Annotated in this window: 20 protein-coding genes; 8 read left to right on the top strand and 12 right to left on the bottom strand. The window is 41.0% G+C overall.

The window, feature by feature from the left end:
* Nucleotides 1-37: 37 nt before the first annotated feature.
* Nucleotides 38-1,297, bottom strand: coding sequence for an iron-sulfur cluster carrier protein ApbC (gene apbC / locus RJ01_RS03775; protein ID WP_034170103.1), 1,260 nt, complete (start codon nucleotides 1,295-1,297; stop codon nucleotides 38-40).
* A gap of 288 nt (nucleotides 1,298-1,585) precedes the next feature.
* The gene (locus RJ01_RS03770; RefSeq protein WP_034170102.1) at nucleotides 1,586-2,398 is read right to left on the bottom strand and encodes a hypothetical protein; all 813 of its coding nucleotides are present in this window, start codon (nucleotides 2,396-2,398) and stop codon (nucleotides 1,586-1,588) included.
* A gap of 314 nt (nucleotides 2,399-2,712) precedes the next feature.
* Between RJ01_RS03770 and metG the strand changes: the two genes are divergently transcribed.
* Both metG and RJ01_RS03760 read left to right on the top strand, forming a co-directional pair.
* Nucleotides 2,713-4,773 carry a methionine--tRNA ligase gene (metG, locus tag RJ01_RS03765; protein WP_034170101.1) on the top strand — a complete coding sequence of 687 codons (2,061 nt, stop codon included), beginning with the start codon at nucleotides 2,713-2,715 and terminating at the stop codon, nucleotides 4,771-4,773.
* 197 nt (nucleotides 4,774-4,970) lie between these two features.
* The gene (locus tag RJ01_RS03760; protein ID WP_034170100.1) at nucleotides 4,971-5,327 is read left to right on the top strand and encodes a hypothetical protein; all 357 of its coding nucleotides are present in this window, start codon (nucleotides 4,971-4,973) and stop codon (nucleotides 5,325-5,327) included.
* A 65-nt stretch (nucleotides 5,328-5,392) separates the two neighbouring features.
* Here the strand turns inward: RJ01_RS03760 and RJ01_RS16840 are convergent, their stop codons facing one another.
* Nucleotides 5,393-5,509: a hypothetical protein gene (locus tag RJ01_RS16840; protein ID WP_373683639.1), complete on the bottom strand. Its 117-nt coding sequence runs from the start codon at nucleotides 5,507-5,509 to the stop codon at nucleotides 5,393-5,395.
* 267 nt (nucleotides 5,510-5,776) lie between these two features.
* Between RJ01_RS16840 and RJ01_RS03755 the strand changes: the two genes are divergently transcribed.
* Nucleotides 5,777-6,757, top strand: coding sequence for an MBL fold metallo-hydrolase (locus tag RJ01_RS03755; RefSeq protein ID WP_034170099.1), 981 nt, complete (start codon nucleotides 5,777-5,779; stop codon nucleotides 6,755-6,757).
* Nucleotides 6,758-7,207: 450 nt separating this feature from the next.
* Nucleotides 7,208-8,395: an ammonium transporter gene (locus RJ01_RS03750; RefSeq protein WP_034170098.1), complete on the top strand. Its 1,188-nt coding sequence runs from the start codon at nucleotides 7,208-7,210 to the stop codon at nucleotides 8,393-8,395.
* A gap of 61 nt (nucleotides 8,396-8,456) precedes the next feature.
* Here the strand turns inward: RJ01_RS03750 and RJ01_RS03745 are convergent, their stop codons facing one another.
* Both RJ01_RS03745 and RJ01_RS03740 read right to left on the bottom strand, forming a co-directional pair.
* Nucleotides 8,457-9,080 (bottom strand): LysE family translocator, encoded by a 624-nt coding sequence (locus tag RJ01_RS03745; RefSeq protein ID WP_005237028.1) that lies wholly within the window; start codon nucleotides 9,078-9,080, stop codon nucleotides 8,457-8,459.
* 102 nt (nucleotides 9,081-9,182) lie between these two features.
* Nucleotides 9,183-9,365, bottom strand: coding sequence for an NF038215 family lipoprotein (locus RJ01_RS03740; protein ID WP_005237029.1), 183 nt, complete (start codon nucleotides 9,363-9,365; stop codon nucleotides 9,183-9,185).
* A 178-nt stretch (nucleotides 9,366-9,543) separates the two neighbouring features.
* Between RJ01_RS03740 and RJ01_RS03735 the strand changes: the two genes are divergently transcribed.
* The gene (locus RJ01_RS03735; RefSeq protein ID WP_034170097.1) at nucleotides 9,544-10,404 is read left to right on the top strand and encodes a 1-aminocyclopropane-1-carboxylate deaminase/D-cysteine desulfhydrase; all 861 of its coding nucleotides are present in this window, start codon (nucleotides 9,544-9,546) and stop codon (nucleotides 10,402-10,404) included.
* Between the two features lie 24 nt (nucleotides 10,405-10,428).
* Here the strand turns inward: RJ01_RS03735 and RJ01_RS03730 are convergent, their stop codons facing one another.
* Nucleotides 10,429-10,752: a membrane protein gene (locus RJ01_RS03730; RefSeq protein ID WP_034170096.1), complete on the bottom strand. Its 324-nt coding sequence runs from the start codon at nucleotides 10,750-10,752 to the stop codon at nucleotides 10,429-10,431.
* Between the two features lie 189 nt (nucleotides 10,753-10,941).
* Between RJ01_RS03730 and RJ01_RS03725 the strand changes: the two genes are divergently transcribed.
* A complete protein-coding gene (locus RJ01_RS03725; RefSeq protein WP_034170095.1) occupies nucleotides 10,942-12,141 on the top strand; it encodes an NAD(P)/FAD-dependent oxidoreductase in 1,200 nt (399 codons plus the stop codon).
* A gap of 35 nt (nucleotides 12,142-12,176) precedes the next feature.
* Here the strand turns inward: RJ01_RS03725 and RJ01_RS16345 are convergent, their stop codons facing one another.
* The 4 genes from RJ01_RS16345 to RJ01_RS03715 form a co-directional block, all read right to left on the bottom strand.
* Nucleotides 12,177-12,329, bottom strand: a complete 153-nt coding sequence (locus RJ01_RS16345; protein WP_162835328.1) for a hypothetical protein — start codon at nucleotides 12,327-12,329, stop codon at nucleotides 12,177-12,179.
* Between the two features lie 129 nt (nucleotides 12,330-12,458).
* The gene (locus tag RJ01_RS16340) at nucleotides 12,459-12,626 is read right to left on the bottom strand and encodes a hypothetical protein (protein ID WP_004785046.1); all 168 of its coding nucleotides are present in this window, start codon (nucleotides 12,624-12,626) and stop codon (nucleotides 12,459-12,461) included.
* Between the two features lie 67 nt (nucleotides 12,627-12,693).
* Nucleotides 12,694-14,529: a mechanosensitive ion channel gene (locus RJ01_RS03720; RefSeq protein WP_034170094.1), complete on the bottom strand. Its 1,836-nt coding sequence runs from the start codon at nucleotides 14,527-14,529 to the stop codon at nucleotides 12,694-12,696.
* Nucleotides 14,530-14,726: 197 nt separating this feature from the next.
* A complete protein-coding gene (locus RJ01_RS03715; protein ID WP_034170198.1) occupies nucleotides 14,727-15,080 on the bottom strand; it encodes a hypothetical protein in 354 nt (117 codons plus the stop codon).
* A 396-nt stretch (nucleotides 15,081-15,476) separates the two neighbouring features.
* Between RJ01_RS03715 and RJ01_RS03710 the strand changes: the two genes are divergently transcribed.
* The gene (locus RJ01_RS03710) at nucleotides 15,477-15,899 is read left to right on the top strand and encodes a hypothetical protein (RefSeq protein WP_005237048.1); all 423 of its coding nucleotides are present in this window, start codon (nucleotides 15,477-15,479) and stop codon (nucleotides 15,897-15,899) included.
* 317 nt (nucleotides 15,900-16,216) lie between these two features.
* On the opposite strand, the gene RJ01_RS03705 is transcribed toward RJ01_RS03710, so the two are convergent.
* Nucleotides 16,217-16,978: a ferredoxin--NADP reductase gene (locus RJ01_RS03705; protein WP_034170093.1), complete on the bottom strand. Its 762-nt coding sequence runs from the start codon at nucleotides 16,976-16,978 to the stop codon at nucleotides 16,217-16,219.
* An 85-nt stretch (nucleotides 16,979-17,063) separates the two neighbouring features.
* Between RJ01_RS03705 and gigC the strand changes: the two genes are divergently transcribed.
* Nucleotides 17,064-17,942 carry a LysR family transcriptional regulator GigC gene (gigC, locus tag RJ01_RS03700; protein ID WP_004814707.1) on the top strand — a complete coding sequence of 293 codons (879 nt, stop codon included), beginning with the start codon at nucleotides 17,064-17,066 and terminating at the stop codon, nucleotides 17,940-17,942.
* A 44-nt stretch (nucleotides 17,943-17,986) separates the two neighbouring features.
* Here gigC and RJ01_RS03695 read toward each other — a convergent pair whose 3' ends face one another.
* On the bottom strand, nucleotides 17,987-18,568 hold the full coding sequence (locus RJ01_RS03695; protein ID WP_034170092.1) for a cold shock domain-containing protein: 582 nt from the start codon (nucleotides 18,566-18,568) through the stop codon (nucleotides 17,987-17,989).
* Between the last annotated feature and the right edge of the window lie 75 nt (nucleotides 18,569-18,643).

The following is an 18,643-nucleotide window of genomic DNA, read 5'->3' as shown; positions in this document are numbered from 1 at the left end:
AAGAGAGTCTCGGCTCTCTTTTTTTCACTATAGAATCTTAGAAAATACGAGTTTTATCTTTTTCTGCTTTTGGCAATTTCGCTGCAATTTTCTTGGCAATGGTCATGTAACTTTCAGCAGCATCATCTCCAGCAATCACTGAAGGCTTACCGGCATCGGCATTTTCACGAATTACTGCATTCAAAGGCAGACGACCGAGCAATGGAATATTGTATTGCTCTGACAGTTTATCACCGCCGCCTTTACCAAAGATCTGTTCTTCATGACCGCAGTTCGAACAGATATGGGTCGACATATTTTCGACTACACCCATCACTGGAATCTGCACACGGTTAAACAGTTCAATACCTTTAGTTGCATCCAGCAATGCCACATTTTGCGGTGTGGTGACGATCACAGCACCTGTGACTGGAATACGCTGAGCAAGCGTTAACTGGATATCACCTGTACCTGGCGGCATGTCAATCATCAATACATCCAGATCTGGCCATAGGGTTTGATTGAATAGCTGCATCAAGGCACCTGTTGCTTTCGGACCGCGCCAAGCAACCGGCGTATTATTATCACCTGTTAAGTGACCAATCGACAGCACTGCCATACCATACGCATCAAGTGGGACAAACTGCTCGGCTTCGATCATCGGGGTTTTGCCGGCATTGCCGAGCATCGTCGGAATACTTGGACCATAAATATCCGCATCCAGTACACCCACTTTCAAACCTAATTTTTGCAAAGCCAAAGCCAGATTCACAGTTGTGGTTGATTTACCTACACCGCCCTTACCTGAAGAGACCAGAATGACATTCTGAATGCGTGGATGCTTCGGCACATCACGTTGCTGTGGAGCAGCTTTCTGGATCGGCGGATTATTTGGGTCAGCTTCTGCTTGAGCTGCATGACCTGAAGCATCAACCACAGGTGGCAGATTCGATTTTGAAGCAGCAGTTTGCGGCTGGCTGGAACAGCTCTCGCCTTCTGCATGATGATGTCCACAACCGCCTTCTTTTTTATGACTCGTCTTTTGCTGAATCACATGCAGGTTTAGTTCTTTAATACCGCATTTCTCTAGCGCATCCGCCAGTTCATCATGAATCTGCTGTAACTGCTCTTTTTCTTCCGGATAGGTATTAATGGTGATTTGCAGAATCTCACCTTGCACATTGACCTGAGTAATCCGGTCTTTCAGTGCATTGCTAGAATTTGGCAAGACATAATTTTGCAGTACGTTCTGCACAGCTTCTTCGTTCACCTCCTTGGAAGGCGAAAAAACCGATTTAAGCGAAGAAAGCCAGGACATAGGTTACTCCAAAAATATAGATAGACATCTGAATAGCTTAGTTTAACGAGGTTTTTGGCTCAGGTTAAGCAATCTGTATTCACAAGCCTGAAAGACAAATATGATTTCCAACTATTTTACTTGGTTTTAAAGGGTTACAGGGAAGAAAATTTATAAAGTCAGCATCACATCTTATTTATTGTTTTATATTATCGATATTTAAAATTTTAAATTAAATTAATTAGATAGTAGTCATTAAAAAACCACTTCATTCAAAAACTGAATGAAGTGATTTTCGATATGAAATGATTATTTATGATTTTTATCTTGATCGGTCTTGTTTTGCCCAGATTGATCAGCCTTATCCTGATCCTTTTTAGCATCATCTTTGTTATTGGTCTGAGCTGATTTTTGGTCCTTATCCTTAGCCTCTTTAGATGAAGAATCCTGATCCTGCTTTTTTAAATCATCTGACTGAGACTGGTCATCGCCTTTCATTTTGGTCATGGTTTCAGCCGCCATCTGTTTCAACTCATTTAGTTTCGTAGCAGCTTCATTTACCAAATCACTAATTTTGACCTTGGTATCTTCAAACTTGTGTAGCGCTTCATCTTTTAAATTTGCCATACGATCCTGGTCAGCCTGATTTGCTGATTTATCTCCAGAACTTTGATCTGCTTGTGCCTTTTTCGAATCATCTGAACCTTGTTCACCATTTTTTTGGCTGTCTGATTTGCCATTTTTCAGCTCATTCAGAATCTTTTCGCCTTTTTGCAATAGCTCTTCGCCAATTGCGATGGCTTTTGCTTTTAAGTCATCCATTTTGGTGCTTTCGGTCTTTTTATCTGATTGATCAACATTATCAAAATCAGATTGGTCATTTTTAGACGCATCTTTTTGCTCTGATTGCTGATTACCAGATGCTTTAGAGTCTCGCTGATTATCAGACTTTTCATCAGCACCATTTTTTTGGGCTTCTAGGACTTCTTCATGTTTCTGCTTATGCTGTTTATCAATCTCGTTCTGCTTCTGCTCTTGTTCAATTTTGTCATGCAGCTCTCGTGCATGTTGTTCTTTATCTTGATTCTGTTTTGAAGTACTTGTCTGGTTATTCTGAGTCATGAGTACCCTCCTAAGGCGTCATAATAAAAATGATCAGCTAAATTTTTAGCACAAAGCATGCAATGACGTGGATGAATTAAGCAAACTGCAACAAAGCCTGTACATGTTGTTGCTATTGATTGCAGGAAGTAGCATCAACTTATCTCAATCGAATTTTTACGGGCCAATTATCCGCCTATAGCCAGTTTTTGTATTCTGAATATTCAGCCTGATTTATTCCTGAGGCTTCTGTAAAAGCATTTCTTTGTAATCCCTTCTGCATCATGTAAAATTATGGCCCATTGCATAATGAATACGAATGAGAGAGTGAATCCGTGCGTAAAATCCTAGTCACCAATGCCCTTCCTTACGCCAATGGCCCGATTCATATGGGTCACTTACTCGGCTATATCCAGGCTGATATATGGGTACGTGCAATGCGTGCAATGGGTCATGACGTGACGTATGTCTGTGCGGATGATGCTCATGGTACAGCGATCATGCTGCGTGCTGAGGCAAATGGCATTTCACCTGAAGCACAGATCGCCAATGTGCAAAAAGAACACATTCGTGACTTTGACGGTTTCGGTGTGCATTTCGATCATTATGACTCTACCCACAGTGATACTAACCGCGCCCGCGCTTCAGAAATCTATATCAAAAACCGTGAAGCCGGCAATATTGCAGTTCGCCCTGTAACCCAGTTATTTGACCCTGAAAAAGGCATGTTCCTGTCAGACCGTTTCATTAAGGGTACATGCCCAAAATGTAAGGCGGAAGACCAATACGGCGATTCATGTGAAGTTTGCGGTACAACTTACAACGCGACTGAATTATTAAATCCAAAATCGACTTTAAGCGGTGCGACTCCTGTTGAGAAATCATCAGATCACTACTTCTTTAAACTACCAAATTTTGGTGAATACCTGCAAAAATGGACCCGTGACGAAGGTCGTCTACCCGTATCTATCGCCAACAAATTGGATGAATGGTTTGATAATGGCTTAAACGACTGGGACATCTCACGTGATGCACCTTATTTCGGTTTTGAAATTCCAGATGCACCCAACAAATATTTCTATGTTTGGGTGGATGCGCCAATCGGCTATATGTCGAGCTTCGAAAATTACATCAAAACCAAACGTCCTGACTTAAGCTTTGATGATTTCTGGCAAAAAGATTCTAAAAATGAAGTCTATCACTTCATTGGTAAAGACATCGTTTACTTCCATGCCCTGTTCTGGCCTGCAATGCTGGAAGGTGCAGACTACCGTACTCCAACCGGTTTATTCGTGAACGGTTTCCTGACTGTAAATGGTCAGAAGATGTCTAAATCTCGTGGTACCTTCATTAAAGCTGAAACTTATTTACAGCATTTGAATCCTGAATACCTGCGTTATTACTTTGCTTCTAAACTTTCTGACAAGGTTGAAGATTCTGACTTGAATCTGGATGATTTCGTCCAGAAAGTGAACTCTGACTTGGTTGGTAAAGTCGTCAACATTGCCAGCCGTTGTGCAAAATTCATCAATACCAAGTTTGATAACAAGTTAAGTGCAACTTGTGCTGAGCCTGAACTGGTTCAAAGCTTTATTGAAGCTGGTGACTCAATTGCTAAAGCTTATGAAACCCGTGAATTCTCGGCAGCGATCCGTGAAATCATGGCACTTGCAGATAAAGCCAACCAGTACATCGATGAGAAAAAACCTTGGGCTTTAGCGAAAATTGAAGGTGCAGAACAGCAAGTTCATAACGTGTGTTCTGTCGGTATTAATCTATTCCGTCAATTGGCTGTGTATTTAGCTCCAGTGTTACCAACATTGGCTGCTCAGGTTCAGGCCTTCCTGAAACTAGCTTCTTTCGACTTTGCTTCACGTACAGAAATCTTAACAGGTCATGAAATTGCATTGTTCCAGCCATTGATGCAACGTGTTGATCCGAAAGCTGTGGCTGCAATGGTCGATGCGTCTAAAGATTCCTTAACTGCACCTGTTGCTGAAGCACCAAAAGCTGAGAAGAAAAAAGAGAAAGCCAAAGAGAAGAAAGCTGAGCCTAAAGTCGGTGAAGCTGAAATCATCACCATTGATGACTTCATCAGAGTTGACCTGCGTGTAGCGGAAGTTCTGGATGCTGCAACCGTTGAAGGTTCTGACAAGCTTTTACAACTCACGTTAAATGTCGGTGAAGCTGAACCACGTAATGTCTTCAGCGGTATCCGTGAGTTTTATCAACCGGAAGACCTGAAAGGTAAACTGGTGGTGATGGTTGCGAACCTTGCTCCACGTAAGATGCGTTTTGGTATTTCAAACGGTATGGTACTTGCGGCTGGTAATGGCGAAGGCGTTTGGGTGATTTCACCTGAATCTGGTGCTAAACCGGGTGATAAAGTTTCTTAAGATTTAGGTCTTAGATAGAAGAAAAGCCTCTACTGATGTAGGGGCTTTTTATTTAATCTAATAAAATAATACTTAGCCAATAGAAGTTTTTCACCTTTAGATTTTTTATCATTTATACAATTTATTTTCTTGTTTTTAAAAAATATATCTATAGAATCTAAACGCTTTTTTTATTTTTAGAATTATTCGGGGTAAACATGAAAAAATTACTAGTTTCAGCTTTAGCAGCATCAACAATTCTATTCACAGGATGTTCAGTTCGTATGGCTGATATGACTGTAGCTTCAACGAAAAACTTCAACCTAAACTCAACTCAGTTCGTTAAAGGCGAACGTGTTAAAGGCGAAGATAAAGTTCCAGTAATTTTATTCCCTTTAGGTATTCCTAATTTCAAAACAGCAGTAGATCGTGCAATTGAAAAAGATCGTTGTGCAGTAGCACTTTCTGATGTAGTCATCACTCAACTAAATCAAGCGTTTCTGGTAGGCCAAATTGGCTATCGCGTAGAAGGCACTCAAATTATTGACCGTTCTCAGCCTGAATGCAGTAAATAATTGCTTATTAAAAAAGCCTCTATCTTTAGAGGCTTTTTTACGTCGATCTATAAATCAGATAGCACTTATTTATCAAGGAAAAATTCCCAGATGACATAGCCAATGCCGAAGCCTAGCAATGAATATAAGGTAATAATGAAAAATACAAATGCTGCATTATTTTTCTTTTTCCAAAAACTCATAGCGATACCCACGGCTGTTTGCAATACCCCATGTTAACGGGCTTTTTTATAAAAGTGAAATTTATCTAAGTATTTTATTTATAAAAATATTTTTAGATAAAAAAATCTTTTATTTCCTTACAAAATCAATATACAGATTCAAACTGAATGCCTAGTACAGATATTCAATTTCTCTTCTCTCTTTAAAAAAGGTAAATATTTTTATATTCTATTTTCATGCTTTACATGCTAATACATAGCATAAACTTCACAACCATAAGAATTGCCATGAATATTTTAAGGACATCCCTTCTCACTTCTTTACTTTCATTTTCTGTTTTGAGTGTAAGTGTGAGTCAGGCTGCTGAAACTGCAACGATTGCTTCACCAAAACAAGTCGCCGGCTACTACCATCACCAAATTGGTAATACTCAGATTACTGCCCTACTCGATGGTACAAACTACTTAAATCCATCGATGTTTAGAGGCCTAAGTGATGCAGAAAAAACTGAGATTTTGAAGAAATATCATGCCGATCAAGCCAAAGGTATACAGACTTCAGTCAATGCTTTCCTGATTAATACAGGTAATCAACTACTTATGGTGGATAGCGGAGCTGCAAGCTGCTTTGGTGCACACTTAGGGTCAATTTATAACAATCTCAAAGCATCGGGTTATCAACCTGCACAAGTGAGTGGCATTTTCCTGACTCATCTCCACCCTGACCATGTTTGTGGCATTTCAAATAATGGCGCAGCAAATTATCCAAATGCCACCTTACATATTTCTAAAACCGAATATGACTACTGGCTAAGTCCAAATACCGTTAAAAAACTACCGAAAGACCAGCAGGAGGGTTTCTTAGGCACCGTAAAGAAAATTAAAGTCGCCCTTGCACCCTATGAAAAAGCTAAAAAAGTGAAAGTCTTTTCTGATAAATCTTTAGCCTTTGGTGGGATCGAGTTTAAGCCATCCTTTGGTCATACCCCAGGGCATTACAGCTTTAAACTCAAATCAGATGGTCAAGAAATCGTATTTGTCGGTGACATCGTCCATTCACATACCTTGCAATTCGACAAACCTGAAACAGCCATAGAATTCGATGTTGATCCTAAAACTGCGGTGCAAACCCGTTTAAAGCATTTTGCTGAATATGCCAAGCAAGGCCAGACCATTGCAGCACCACATTTACCATTCCCAGGGATCGGTCATATTTACTCTAAGGATGGAGAGAGCTATCAGTGGATTCCTGTGCATTTCAAAGATTAATTGAATACTTCAGAGATTTTAGCTCCGGATCAAACCCTAATTTTTTAGGGTTTTCTTTATTGAAGATATAGCTAAGTTATAGTCTTCATGACTTCTAAAATTTAAAACCATGATGTACTTTTGCAATTCAAAAGAATCTATCACTTAATTTTTTTAAATTTTTTCTTAAAAATCCTTTTACTTTTCATGTGCACCTTTAGCACACATTTTTAACACGCCATTTTCTGTGATAAAGCTAAATATCTAAAAAACAAAATATAAATTCAAATTTTATCTTTTCTTATGATGTCTTAGTTTGGTGCATAAAATTCTATTGTGCTTCATATCGAGTCTTGTCAGTTTCAAGAAATTCTTTATCAAAATTTCCCTTGTTAGTAACTCTTTTCGAATCAGTTTGCCTCTATATACTGGATTTCTTTTGTGATTCTATGCACTAAATTGGAACGCACAATGCAAAATATAGACTTATTATTTCTCCTTCTCGGTGCAGTTCTAGTGCTTGCCATGCATGCAGGATTTGCATTTTTAGAACTAGGGACAGTTCGCCATAAAAATCAGGTCAATGCCTTAAGTAAAATTCTCACTGACTTTTCCCTATCCGCCATCGCTTACTTTCTGGTGGGCTACTATATTGCCTATGGTCAGCATTTTTTCCACGATGCCTCTACTTTAGCAGCCGATCATGGTTATAACCTGATGCGCTGTTTCTTCCTGCTGACCTTTGCCGCAGCTATTCCTGCGATTATCTCTGGAGGTATTGCTGAACGGGCTAAAATGCGTTCGCAGGCTTTAGCGACTTTATTTTTAGTTGCTCTGATTTATCCATTTTTTGAAGGGATGATCTGGAATGGCAACTTTGGTTTTCAAGACTGGTTGGCAAATACCTTCGGTGCCAACTTCCACGACTTTGCCGGCTCTGTGGTCGTGCATGGCATGGGAGGCTGGATTGCTCTGGCTGCAGTCGTTTTACTTGGTGCACGTAATGGTCGATATAAAAATGATGGCCGGATTACTGCACATCCACCATCATCTATCCCTTTCCTTGCTCTAGGCTCATGGATTCTGATTGTTGGCTGGTTTGGCTTTAATGTGATGAGTGCACAACGCCTGGATGCTATTTCCGGACTGGTTGCGATTAACTCTTTAATGGCGATGGTCGGTGGAACTATTGCAGCAAAAGTAGCGGGTAAAGATGATCCTGGTTTCTTGCACAACGGCCCATTAGCCGGACTGGTGGCCATCTGTGCAGGTTCTGATGTGGTACATCCATTGGGTGCATTATTTATCGGGATCAGCGCAGGCGTGATTTTTGTGAAACTCTTCACCTATACCCAAAATAAACTCAAAGTTGATGATGTATTAGGGGTCTGGCCTTTGCATGGTGTATGCGGTGCTTTTGGTGGAATTGCTGTCGGTGTATTCGGTCAGCAATGGCTCGGAGGCATGGGTGGTGTTTCTATCATTTCACAGCTATTCGGTACCGTACTGGCAATTGTAGTGGCTCTGGCAGGTGGATTCCTGATTTATGGTCTGCTGAAAATGTTGATCGGTATTCGTCTGAGTCAGGAAGAGGAATTTACTGGTGCAGACTTATCTATTCACCGGATCTCGGCTAATTCGGAAGAAAATATTTTTTAAGCACCAAATAAAAAAAGCTCCGAATCATCGGGGCTTTTTATAGTCTGCGATAATTGGAAAATTACTTCATCCCAAAAATCAGCTTTAAGCCAAGCACGGTCATGACCGCCCCTGCTGCACGGTCAAAACCGGCTTTAAATTTTAAATACACACGACGTGGTTTTTCAGCAGAAAGTGCAACAGCCACCAGCGAGCACCAGCCTGCATCAATAAAGAAACATAAAACCGGCAATACAAAGTAAAAGTAAGTTGGAATTTCTTTTGGCAAAAGCGCAGTAAAAATACTGGCCAATACAATGGCAATTTTTGGGTTAGATAATTGGGTAATCAAACCTGTCATATAGGCACGACGCAAGGACATCTGAGTTTGACTGTCATCGCCTGCCTCGATCGGTTCTTTGGCATGCTTGATAATTTTAAAAGCCAACCAGAGTAGATATAAACCACCACAAATTTTTAGAGCCAGATAGGCAGATGGCACAGCCAGCAAAAATGCCTGCAAACCTAAAACTGCAAGCAGACCAAAAATAGCCGCCCCAGTACCCGTACCTAAAGCTGTAAATAGGCCATGCTTACGTGAGATCGCAATTGAATTTTTCGCTACATAAATAGAAGTCGGTCCTGGGCTCATTGCACCTAACATGAGGGCAAAGGCAATTGAACCTAAAATCCAAAATGATTCCACGTGACCATCCAAACTTAAAATGAATGGCTTATTTTAAGTAAAAATAATTTATTTTGCTTTAATATTTCTACACAAATGATGCAATATTTGTGCAAAATCCGGCTATTTCTTCAATTGGTCTTGAGCGGTGAGGGATGAATCAAGCATCTTATAATCATGGTCATGCACCGGCACTCCGCCAATAATCATGCTTCGTGTATCAGTTTTAGGTTTATTCAGCGGATCATCACAGCCAGATAAGCCTAAGAGCAATACGCTTAAAATCGTACAGGATAGTATTTTCATTATTCTATCCTCCTCTAAGTTCCCTATAAGATTCAGATTAGCAAATTTGTTTAAATTTTCAGCATATGAATTGTGACAATCTACAAAAATTTATTCTTAGTTTAAGGAGCTCATGATTCTGCCATCCTGCTGATTCTATTTCGCTATAATTTGCTCATTCTTAGCTTATGAAAATACCATGTTTGAAAAAATCGCCCAGCATATTCCAGACCAGCGCATCTGGCTGAAAGATAGGCTTGTAACCATACGCCGTCTGGATCTGGTGCATCCGCAAATATCCGGCAACAAGTTTTTTAAACTAAAATACAATTTTCTGGAAGCACAGCAACTTGGCTTTAAAAAGCTGCTAACTTTTGGTGGTGCTTATTCCAATCATATTGCCGCAACGGCGTTTGCATCCCAGCAGTTTGGCTTTGAGAGTGCCGGTATTATTCGGGGTGAAGAACTGGCTCATCAGCCTTTAAACCCCACTTTAGCGTTGGCACAACAATTCGGCATGCAGTTACATTTTGTGAGTCGTGAAGAATATCAATGTAAACAGGACACTGATTATCTAGAAAGGTTAGCACAAAATTTTCCCGCACATTACATCATTCCTGAAGGCGGTACTAATGCATTGGCGATTCGGGGATGTCAGGAGATTCTAAAGGACGGCGATGCACAATTTGACGTGATCTGCTGTGCTGTAGGCACGGGTGGCACGATCACAGGTTTGATTGAAGCCAGCCAGCCTCAGCAACAGGTATTAGGATTTTCTGCCTTAAAAGGCGATTTCCTGAATGAGGATGTGGCTAAGCTGACCACGAAAAGAAACTGGTCCATTCTCGATGATTATTGTTGCGGTGGCTATGCCAAAATCACTCCTGAACTGATCCAGTTTATACAGCACTTTGAAGCTGAATATGATATTCCCTTAGAGCATATTTATACGGGAAAAATGCTGTTGGGAATTTCCGACCTAATTGAAACAGGCTATTTTCCAGCAGAAGCAAAGCTACTAATCCTGCATACTGGTGGACTACAAGGTCGAAATATTTAACTCGCTTAAAGTGCTGATCGAAACTTAAGTTCCTATCGGATTATTTTCGTTTAATGCAATTAACCCTTTTACCAATCGATAGACGTGCCAAACAAAGACCAGAAAAATAATCACAAAACCGATCAGAATTACGGTGAGCAGCCCACCCAGAATATAACCCAGCAAGCTGAACCAGAAGGTTTTAATCTGCCAGTCCACATGACTTTCCAGCCAGGTGCCCCGCATTTCATCACGTTTAATATAATTCATGATAATAGCGATTAATGGGGTTATTCCCAGGAAAAAACCCAGTAGATGAAAAATATAGCTGATCAGATTATATTGTTTGTATGCTGCCGTATCCGTCATAAATTATTCCTTTTCATTGTGATTATTTTTTAGGCATGACAAAACTATGCATGAATCCGCCAGCTGCTTCAAATTATTTATGATAAATATTCGCTAACACGCTGTAATTCGGGTAGCCCCTTCCAAGAATAGAGAAAGCTGAAATAAAATTGTCTATAATGCTCCCCTTTCTTCTCCCTTGAGTGTGTCATGTCTGTTCAGCAATACGATGTTTTGGTCATAGGTGCAGGTGCATCCGGTTTAATGACAGCCTATATGGCAGCACAACGTGGTCGAAAAGTCGTAGTCGTTGAAAAAGCCAATAAGGTGGGTAAAAAAATTCTGATGTCTGGTGGCGGCAAATGTAATTTCACCAACCTCTATGTCGAACCTGAAAATTTCATCTCGCATAATCCGCATTTCGTGATTTCAGCACTGACCCGCTATACCAATTGGGATTTTATTGGTATGGTCTGCGAATATGGCATCGAGTATGAAGAACGTAAACATGGACAGTTATTTACCTTAAATGGTGCTAAAGAAATTCTGGCGATGCTGCTGTCTGAATGTGACAAGACTGGTCTGGTCGAGATCAAAACCAACTGCGAAGTGAAAGTCGTCAACACTGTAGACGATCAAGGATTTCAGGTAGTCACTTCTTTAGGATATTTTGGAGTGGAATCGGTTGTGGTTGCTTCAGGTGGCTTGTCGATTCCAACTCTAGGCGGTTCAGGCATCGGCTATGAGATTGCCAAGCAGTTTGGACATCATGTCTATCCAACCCGTGCCGGTCTGGTACCGTTTACTTTCTCGGATAATTTCAAGGAAGTCACCACTCGTCTGAGCGGTAATGCAGTCGAAGCCACGCTGTCTAATAATTTAAATAGTTTTACTGAAGCTTTACTGTTTACCCATCGTGGTCTGAGCGGCCCTAGCTCCCTACAACTGTCAAATTACTGGGATGTTGGCCAAAGTTTTAAGGTCGACTTTCTGCCAAGTATCGACCTGTTTGATTTCTTTAAATCTAAAAAACAGAGTCAGCCTAAAGTTCTGCTACGTACACTATTGACCGAACATTTACCGAAGAGCGTAGTACTAGAATTACAGAATCTGATCTGGCCTGAAGTCGCTGAAACATCTATTGGCAATATTAGTGATGACAAGTTGGAACAGATTGCCAAACGTTTAAGTGGCTTTGAATTGAAGCCTTCTGGAACTGAGGGTTACCGGACAGCCGAGGTGACTTTGGGCGGTGTGGATACAACCGAAGTTTCATCTAAAACCATGGAAAGCAAAAAGCAGAAAGGCTTGTATTTTGTGGGTGAGATACTGGATGTGACTGGTCATTTGGGAGGTTTTAACTTCCAATGGGCATGGTCATCAGCGCATGCCGCATCGGAATATGTTTAATACAGAGATGATCTAGGAAAAAGAAAATACTTCGCTTATTCCAGATAATCCGTTTTAAACAGGTTGAGATTGTCTATATTTTCTAAACGGTCAATCGTCAGTTGCATTTTCTGAGCCGCTTCCTGCAGATGTAATGGTACTTGGTCTGCCATCGATGCCATAAATTTATGCTGCAATGTTTTCCACATATTATTGATCTCCTTTTTCTTTATATTTTTAATGCAAGAAAAATACCAAAATTATTTTAGTATTCACTTGAATATTCTATATTTTTAAAAAAAGAAATTCTATGTGTAGTGACTGAGCAGTATTCTGGCTTAGTTAAATTCGTCTGGATCAGGTATTTTCTTATCCAGCTCTCGTTCAGCCTGCTCATCCTGTTTACTTTTCACAAAGACAAATCGATAAGCAGCCGTGAAAAAGCCAATGGTAATGCCTGCTATCACTAAGGGTGCTAATAGATTATTCGGTTTCTTGGCATTCATTCAGATTTCCTCATCATTAAAAAAATCGACCACTCAAGCGTGGCCGATTTTGTTTGGATAGAACAGGTTAATTCGGGTCATCTTTTTTTGGATGACTATCGACATTCGGTTCTTCTTCACCTGTAGAACCAAATGGATTATTTGCTGGTGGATGAATTGGATCAACTTGAAGCGAATCCGGTACAGCCTGATCTACATCTGGTGTCACCTGATCTATACCTGAAGCTTCATCATCCTGTGGTGCAGTGGTCAAGGTCGCTGGTGTACTATTGGATAAATTGGTACGCATTGGCGTATTGTCATCTTGTGATTGATCTTGCTTCGGCACAATATTTTCTCCTGTAGTTGAACTGCCTGCACCTGTAGTACCACTGACATCAGCACCTAAGCCTGAAGTCATGATATTGGTTTCATTTTTCAAAGGATTCGGATCTTTAGCTTCTCGTTTAGCTTTATCGATCAAATCAGTCAGTACACGTTCTGCTGGTTGACGGCCACCGAGACCAAAGGCCAAGGCAAAGGCCACTGCAACAGCACCCAGAGTTAAACCGAAGGCCAGATTCACGATCGAGTCAGCAATGCCCATGGCACGTAGACCCATTGCAATGACCAGACCCATGATCAGTACACGAACCAAGTTTGCTAACCAGCGTGAACTGTTGTATTCACCGCGTTGCACAATGTTGGCAACTACGTTGGCCAGCCAGAAGCCGATCACCAGAATTACAGCACCTAGTAGGATGTTTGCACCGAAGTAGATGAACATCGCAATCAGGCCACTTACCTGTTCAAAGCCTAAACGGTCCGCTGCTTCAGAAACCGCAAATAGCATAGTGAACAGTACAATCAGATAACCCACCAAGCTTGATAGTTTGGTTTTGCCTAGGAAGCGTTGTAGATCCAGTTTAGCTGGAACCTCATCTACGCCTGTTCCGGCAACGACTTCAGTTACTAGACGTGCTACCAGTCTAGAAACTACATAAGCCAGAATTAGAATCAGTGCAGCTGCAATGATATTTGGAATGGCATTCATGATCTCATACAGCATTGCAGTTGCTGGTTGAGAAATTGCTTCGATACCCAGTGCTTCAAATGCAATGATTAATGACGTAATAATTACGACTGCAAAGATGAATGAACCAATCAGTTGAGCGACATTCGAGTTTTTGAAAATGCCGACTTTTTCAGCTTGATGTTGAATATTCAAGCTGTTGAGCAAACCTTCGACAATACCGCGAACGATTTTTGCCAGAATGTATCCGACAAATACAATAACTGCAGCAATGAAGATATTAGGCAGATAACTTACGACATCCGTCAGCATGTTCTGCACAGGCAGTAATAAACCGTGTAGACCTAGAATCGACAAGACAATTGGTAAGAACAGCAGTAAAATCAGCCAGTAAACAATTTCACTGATATTTTGGCTAATTGGACTGACACCGACTTCGGCACTCAGCTTTTCATCCAGCTGAGTGCGATCAAGCATTTTTTGCAAGCCGACTTTGACCAGATTCGCCACAATCCATCCAACAAAGGCCACAGCAATAGCCGCCAGCAATTGTGGAATAAAGAGCAGGAACTGCTGGATCATATTACTGAATGGTCCGCTCACTGCTGTCAGATTCAGTACGTTAAGCGCACCGATGACCGCAATAATCAGAATAATCCAGAACACAACACGAGCGATAATACTCTCGACATTAGAGCGATGTCCTGTCGCTGCATTTAAGTGTGTATTGGTCCCTAGTTTTTGCAAGATTTTTTTAACACCTGCCGAGACGAGTAATGCAATAATCCAACCTAGGACTAATATGGCAATTGCACTAAGAATTGGATGAAACTGATCCCAATAGTACATGGCATCATAGCCACCACGTGGGCCTCTCATATAATCATTCATGTTTTCTGCCCTCTTTGTTATTACGCTATTTATCTGAATTCACGAGCTTATTTTTGATAATCTTCAGCTCTTTCCGATTGCTTATAAAGCTTGAACTTCCTGTGCTTAGCTTGCCTGAAGATACAGAACTTTGAAAAACATCACCACCTATTGCAAAAAAGCCCTGTCATTAACCAGAGCTTTTTTAACAATTCCAATTATTGGGTGGCCTGTTGAGCATCAGTTGCAGTGGCTTCTGCTGTATCTTGTGACATTTCGCCTACAGTCGCTGTTGCTTCTGTCATCGCATCATCTGCGGTAGCCATTGCTTCATTGCTTTCGCCGCCTGGAGTAGTCGCCGGACTACCATTATTGGCAGGGGCTTCAGTTGCTGGCACTGGTGTATTGGGCTGGGTCGCAGGCGCATCTGGTTTCACATCTGCAAACATATAGAACAGGACTGCCAGTAAAAAGATACCGACCAAAATCAGGATATAGACAGGAATGCGCTTCTTCTGCGTAATTGCTGCCTGATCATGCAAAGGTGGTTTTTTATTAAAATCATCAACCATGACCATTCTCACTCTTTCTTATTCATAAGTAGATTTTTATCATAACAAGCAGTTATCACAGCTTCTGTGACAAAAGATGGTGAGATAGTGAATGGATGTAAGTTATATGTATGAGTCTGATGAACTTGGTATTAGTTTCAAAAAGAGGCATTTTCTAGCCTGAACATATTATGGTCTTATAGTTAGAAATTCTCTTCCCAGACAGTTGATGCTGGCGGTTTTTAGCTGATTTATCAGGAATTGAATTATCTATAAAATAGACAATATACTATTATGATTTTATTAAATTTTAAGTGGGCTAAAACATGCTGTAAAAATACCGTTTTTCAATATACCTGCTACTTTGCGCAAAATGCGTTATAATTATCCACCTTATTTTTCATGCACCCGAGTTTTATGGCGTATCGTCAACAGAGTGTATCGCTTGATCTTGACACTGACGTCACACATCAATGTGCTTTGCACTACACTCGTGATCAGCATCTGATTGGAATCATTGAATTTAGCAAACCGAGCTTTATGCTACGCTGGCAAGATCTGGAATATTTCCGCCGCCGTACTGAAGAAATGTCGGTGATGCCTTTTCCGGACTGCATTAATGCCATGGTCATTGATGTACGAAATGTCGCGGCTTGGCTAGATAATGACGTTCCGATTATTCCATGGCGCCTGCTGGAAGAAGATTGTCCGGTACGTTTAGTTGTGCCCGCGGATCGAATCGAACATTATGCCGGTTTCTTTGAGCCGACCTGGTTAACCACCGATACAGATACTGCCATCCAGGAAATCCGTGACTTTATGGATATGTTTGTACATTAATTCCTGAATAGCAAAAAACCTCCGTATGGAGGTTTTTTTTGTGCCTAAAGAAAATAAAAGTCCCCCCTTTAACAAATGGGGATTTAGGGGGGGATTCTTTTTTAACTTGAAAATATTTTTTCAATTTTAATCCATTTCTAACTTTTAGAAGGCTGTAACTCCCTTTCCTTTTAGGCGATGAGCAGCACTGCTACGCAAGAGAGAGGTAAAAGCCCCTTCTTTGCAAAGGAGGGGTTGGGGAGGATTCAAGAACTGGAAATAATCTAACTTTAATCCCTCCTAACCTCCCTTTTAGAAAGGGAGGAACCCTGAAGGAATTACCAATAATTCTCGACTGCAATATTTCCTTCACCACGACGGTTCATGGTCAAGCCACGTGCTTTTAATGCTTCTTTGGTATCTTCAACCATATCCGGATTACCGCAGAGCATGACATGGCTGGTTTCAGGATTAAGCTGCATAGCTGCGGCTTTTTCCAGTTCACCATTTGCAATCAGAACCGGTAAACGGTCATGCAATGCTGCTTCAGGATCACGGGTAATAATTGGAATAAATTTAAAACCGCTATGTCCTTCACCAAAGCTTTCTGCAATTTCCTGAATACGCTCTACATAAGCCAGTTCAGCTTGCGTACGCACGCTATAGACCAGATTAATTTGCTTATAGTTATTCCAGGTTTCAAAGTCTTGCAGCATGGATAAAAATGGCGCCAAACCTGTACCTGTTCCCAGTAACCATAAATCTTGTGGTAATGGCAGCTGGTAACGTGCCAGGATCAGATAGCCATAAGGAATCTTTTCCAGGTAAAGTTCATCACCCACTTTAAGATGTTGTAAATTTGAAGTAAATTTACCTTCAGGCACCACGATTGAGAAAAATTCCAGGGTTTCATCGAAAGGTGAAGACACCACTGAATATGCCCGGACAACGAGTTCATCTCCTATCTTCAAGCCAATACGCGCAAACTGCCCTGCAGTAAACTTGAAATGTGCAGGTCTGGTCATGGTGAAACTAAACAGCGTATCGGTCCAACGGTGTACAGATAAAACCTTTTCTAAGCTAAATTTTTCAATAGACATGATTCAAACGTGGCATCAAAGACTATGCTCATGGTAGCATGACAGCATAATTTATTAATATTTTTTAAATGTTAAGGCTCTATTCATGCGCATGACTCTACGCCAGTTGGCTGTTTTTGTAGCAGTTGCTCAAGAAGGTACCGTCACCAAAGCCAGTGATGCAGTCAAACTCACCCAAAGTGCGGCGAGTATGGCTTTAGCAGATTTAGAAGATGGTCTTGGCGCACCTTTATTCGACCGTCTAGGCAAGCGTTTACAGCTGAATGATTTAGGTCGTTTTCTTCTCCCGCAAGCACTTGAAATTCTTGGTCGCTGTGAAGCTTTTGAACAAGCTGCTAAAGGTGAACTGCAAAGCATTGACCTGCGTCTCGGTGCGACCCTGACCATTTCCGACTATCTGATGCCAGACCTAATGGCGGATTTTTTAAAAATCCAGCCACAGGCACACTTGCAACTTCAGGTGGGTAATACTCGCCAGATGATTGAAGCCGTCAACCAGTTCCAGCTGGATCTTGCGCTGATTGAAGGTTCCTGTCACTTGCCACAGCTGCAATGCATCCATTGGCGTGATGATGAACTCGCAGTGTGCTGTGCTCCGGATCATCCACTTGCTCAGTTAAACCGTCCACTGACTGCTGAAGACTTTAAATCTGTAGAATGGATTTTGCGTGAAGAAGGTTCAGGTACGCGCGAAGTCTTTGACAATGCCATTCTGCAAGATGTTCCAGATGCTAATATCCGTTTGACACTCGGTCATAACGAGGCAATTCTGAAGATAGTTGCAGGTGGCATAGGTATGTCCTGTATTTCTAAACTGGCAATTGAACCATTGCGTGAAAAAGGTCAGTTGGTGATTCTTGATACACCCTTCTGGTCTCTGACCCGTCCATTATTTATGCTGGTACACCGCCAGAAATATCAAGGTCCAGGCCTCAAAGCCTTTATGAAATTCTGTGAAGCATAAATTTCACTTTAAATAAAAAAAGCGCCTTTTGGCGCTTTTTTTATTTAGCGATGTCTAAATTGGCTTTCACATGGAATACCATCGCCGTCACCATCCATTTTGGTATTCGGACAATTTTTTAAAAAGTATAAAGCTTCTTCATATGAACCCATTTGACTACAATGCTGTCGTCCATCACAGCTAAAATTCTGTTGTACTTGTGGTTCTTCAACTATACGTTGCACTTCTACTGGCTGTATTTTGCTGCTTTGCCAATCCTGATATTTATTATAGACCGCATAGGCTAAGCCAATCATAATCAAAAGCCCAATATAAGTGCTAAAGCTACTTTTCTTCTCTTGAGATTGTTTTCGTTGAGTAGTACGAGGCTTATTTTCTAATGCTCGTGACTGAGGCGTATGTCGAGGGGTTTCCGTTTTGAGATCCAAACGCACAATATTATCTGCTTTAAACTTGCCTGCATCCTGTACTTTACGGAATTTTAAGCTTTCTCCAACCTTAGGTGGTACGTTCTTATTTGGGAAATCTTTTATGTGAAAGAATAAGTCTTTCACTTCCCCTTCAATTTCGATAAAACCAAAACCACGTTCCTCGTTATAAGTTTTGATTTTCCCCTCTTGAAACATAGCTCGCTCTTGTCTTTAATATTTTTAGTAATTGTATTCAAAAATAGATAAAAATTCTAAAAATAAAAAAGCACC

The sequence above is a fragment of the Acinetobacter sp. YZS-X1-1 genome (assembly GCF_000804305.1).
In the GTDB taxonomy this organism is placed as follows: Bacteria; Pseudomonadota; Gammaproteobacteria; order Pseudomonadales; family Moraxellaceae; genus Acinetobacter; species Acinetobacter variabilis.
This window is presented reverse-complemented; position numbering and strand designations above follow the sequence as displayed.

Bases quoted from the DNA above. Each gene is read 5' to 3' on its own strand.
- RJ01_RS16340 (WP_004785046.1), bottom strand. From the start codon at position 12,626: ATGAATGCCAAGAAACCGAATAATCTATTAGCACCCTTAGTGATAGCA.
- RJ01_RS03760 (WP_034170100.1), top strand. From the start codon at position 4,971: ATGAAAAAATTACTAGTTTCAGCTTTAGCAGCATCAACAATTCTATTC.
- RJ01_RS16840 (WP_373683639.1), bottom strand. From the start codon at position 5,509: ATGAGTTTTTGGAAAAAGAAAAATAATGCAGCATTTGTATTTTTCATT.
- RJ01_RS03695 (WP_034170092.1), bottom strand. From the start codon at position 18,568: ATGTTTCAAGAGGGGAAAATCAAAACTTATAACGAGGAACGTGGTTTT.
- RJ01_RS03755 (WP_034170099.1), top strand. From the start codon at position 5,777: ATGAATATTTTAAGGACATCCCTTCTCACTTCTTTACTTTCATTTTCT.
- RJ01_RS03715 (WP_034170198.1), bottom strand. From the start codon at position 15,080: ATGGTTGATGATTTTAATAAAAAACCACCTTTGCATGATCAGGCAGCA.
- RJ01_RS03740 (WP_005237029.1), bottom strand. From the start codon at position 9,365: ATGAAAATACTATCCTGTACGATTTTAAGCGTATTGCTCTTAGGCTTA.
- RJ01_RS03730 (WP_034170096.1), bottom strand. From the start codon at position 10,752: ATGACGGATACGGCAGCATACAAACAATATAATCTGATCAGCTATATT.
- RJ01_RS03720 (WP_034170094.1), bottom strand. From the start codon at position 14,529: ATGAATGATTATATGAGAGGCCCACGTGGTGGCTATGATGCCATGTAC.
- RJ01_RS03705 (WP_034170093.1), bottom strand. From the start codon at position 16,978: ATGTCTATTGAAAAATTTAGCTTAGAAAAGGTTTTATCTGTACACCGT.
- RJ01_RS03725 (WP_034170095.1), top strand. From the start codon at position 10,942: ATGTCTGTTCAGCAATACGATGTTTTGGTCATAGGTGCAGGTGCATCC.
- RJ01_RS03770 (WP_034170102.1), bottom strand. From the start codon at position 2,398: ATGACTCAGAATAACCAGACAAGTACTTCAAAACAGAATCAAGATAAA.
- RJ01_RS03710 (WP_005237048.1), top strand. From the start codon at position 15,477: ATGGCGTATCGTCAACAGAGTGTATCGCTTGATCTTGACACTGACGTC.
- RJ01_RS03750 (WP_034170098.1), top strand. From the start codon at position 7,208: ATGCAAAATATAGACTTATTATTTCTCCTTCTCGGTGCAGTTCTAGTG.
- apbC (WP_034170103.1), bottom strand. From the start codon at position 1,297: ATGTCCTGGCTTTCTTCGCTTAAATCGGTTTTTTCGCCTTCCAAGGAG.
- RJ01_RS03735 (WP_034170097.1), top strand. From the start codon at position 9,544: ATGTTTGAAAAAATCGCCCAGCATATTCCAGACCAGCGCATCTGGCTG.
- RJ01_RS16345 (WP_162835328.1), bottom strand. From the start codon at position 12,329: ATGTGGAAAACATTGCAGCATAAATTTATGGCATCGATGGCAGACCAA.
- gigC (WP_004814707.1), top strand. From the start codon at position 17,064: ATGCGCATGACTCTACGCCAGTTGGCTGTTTTTGTAGCAGTTGCTCAA.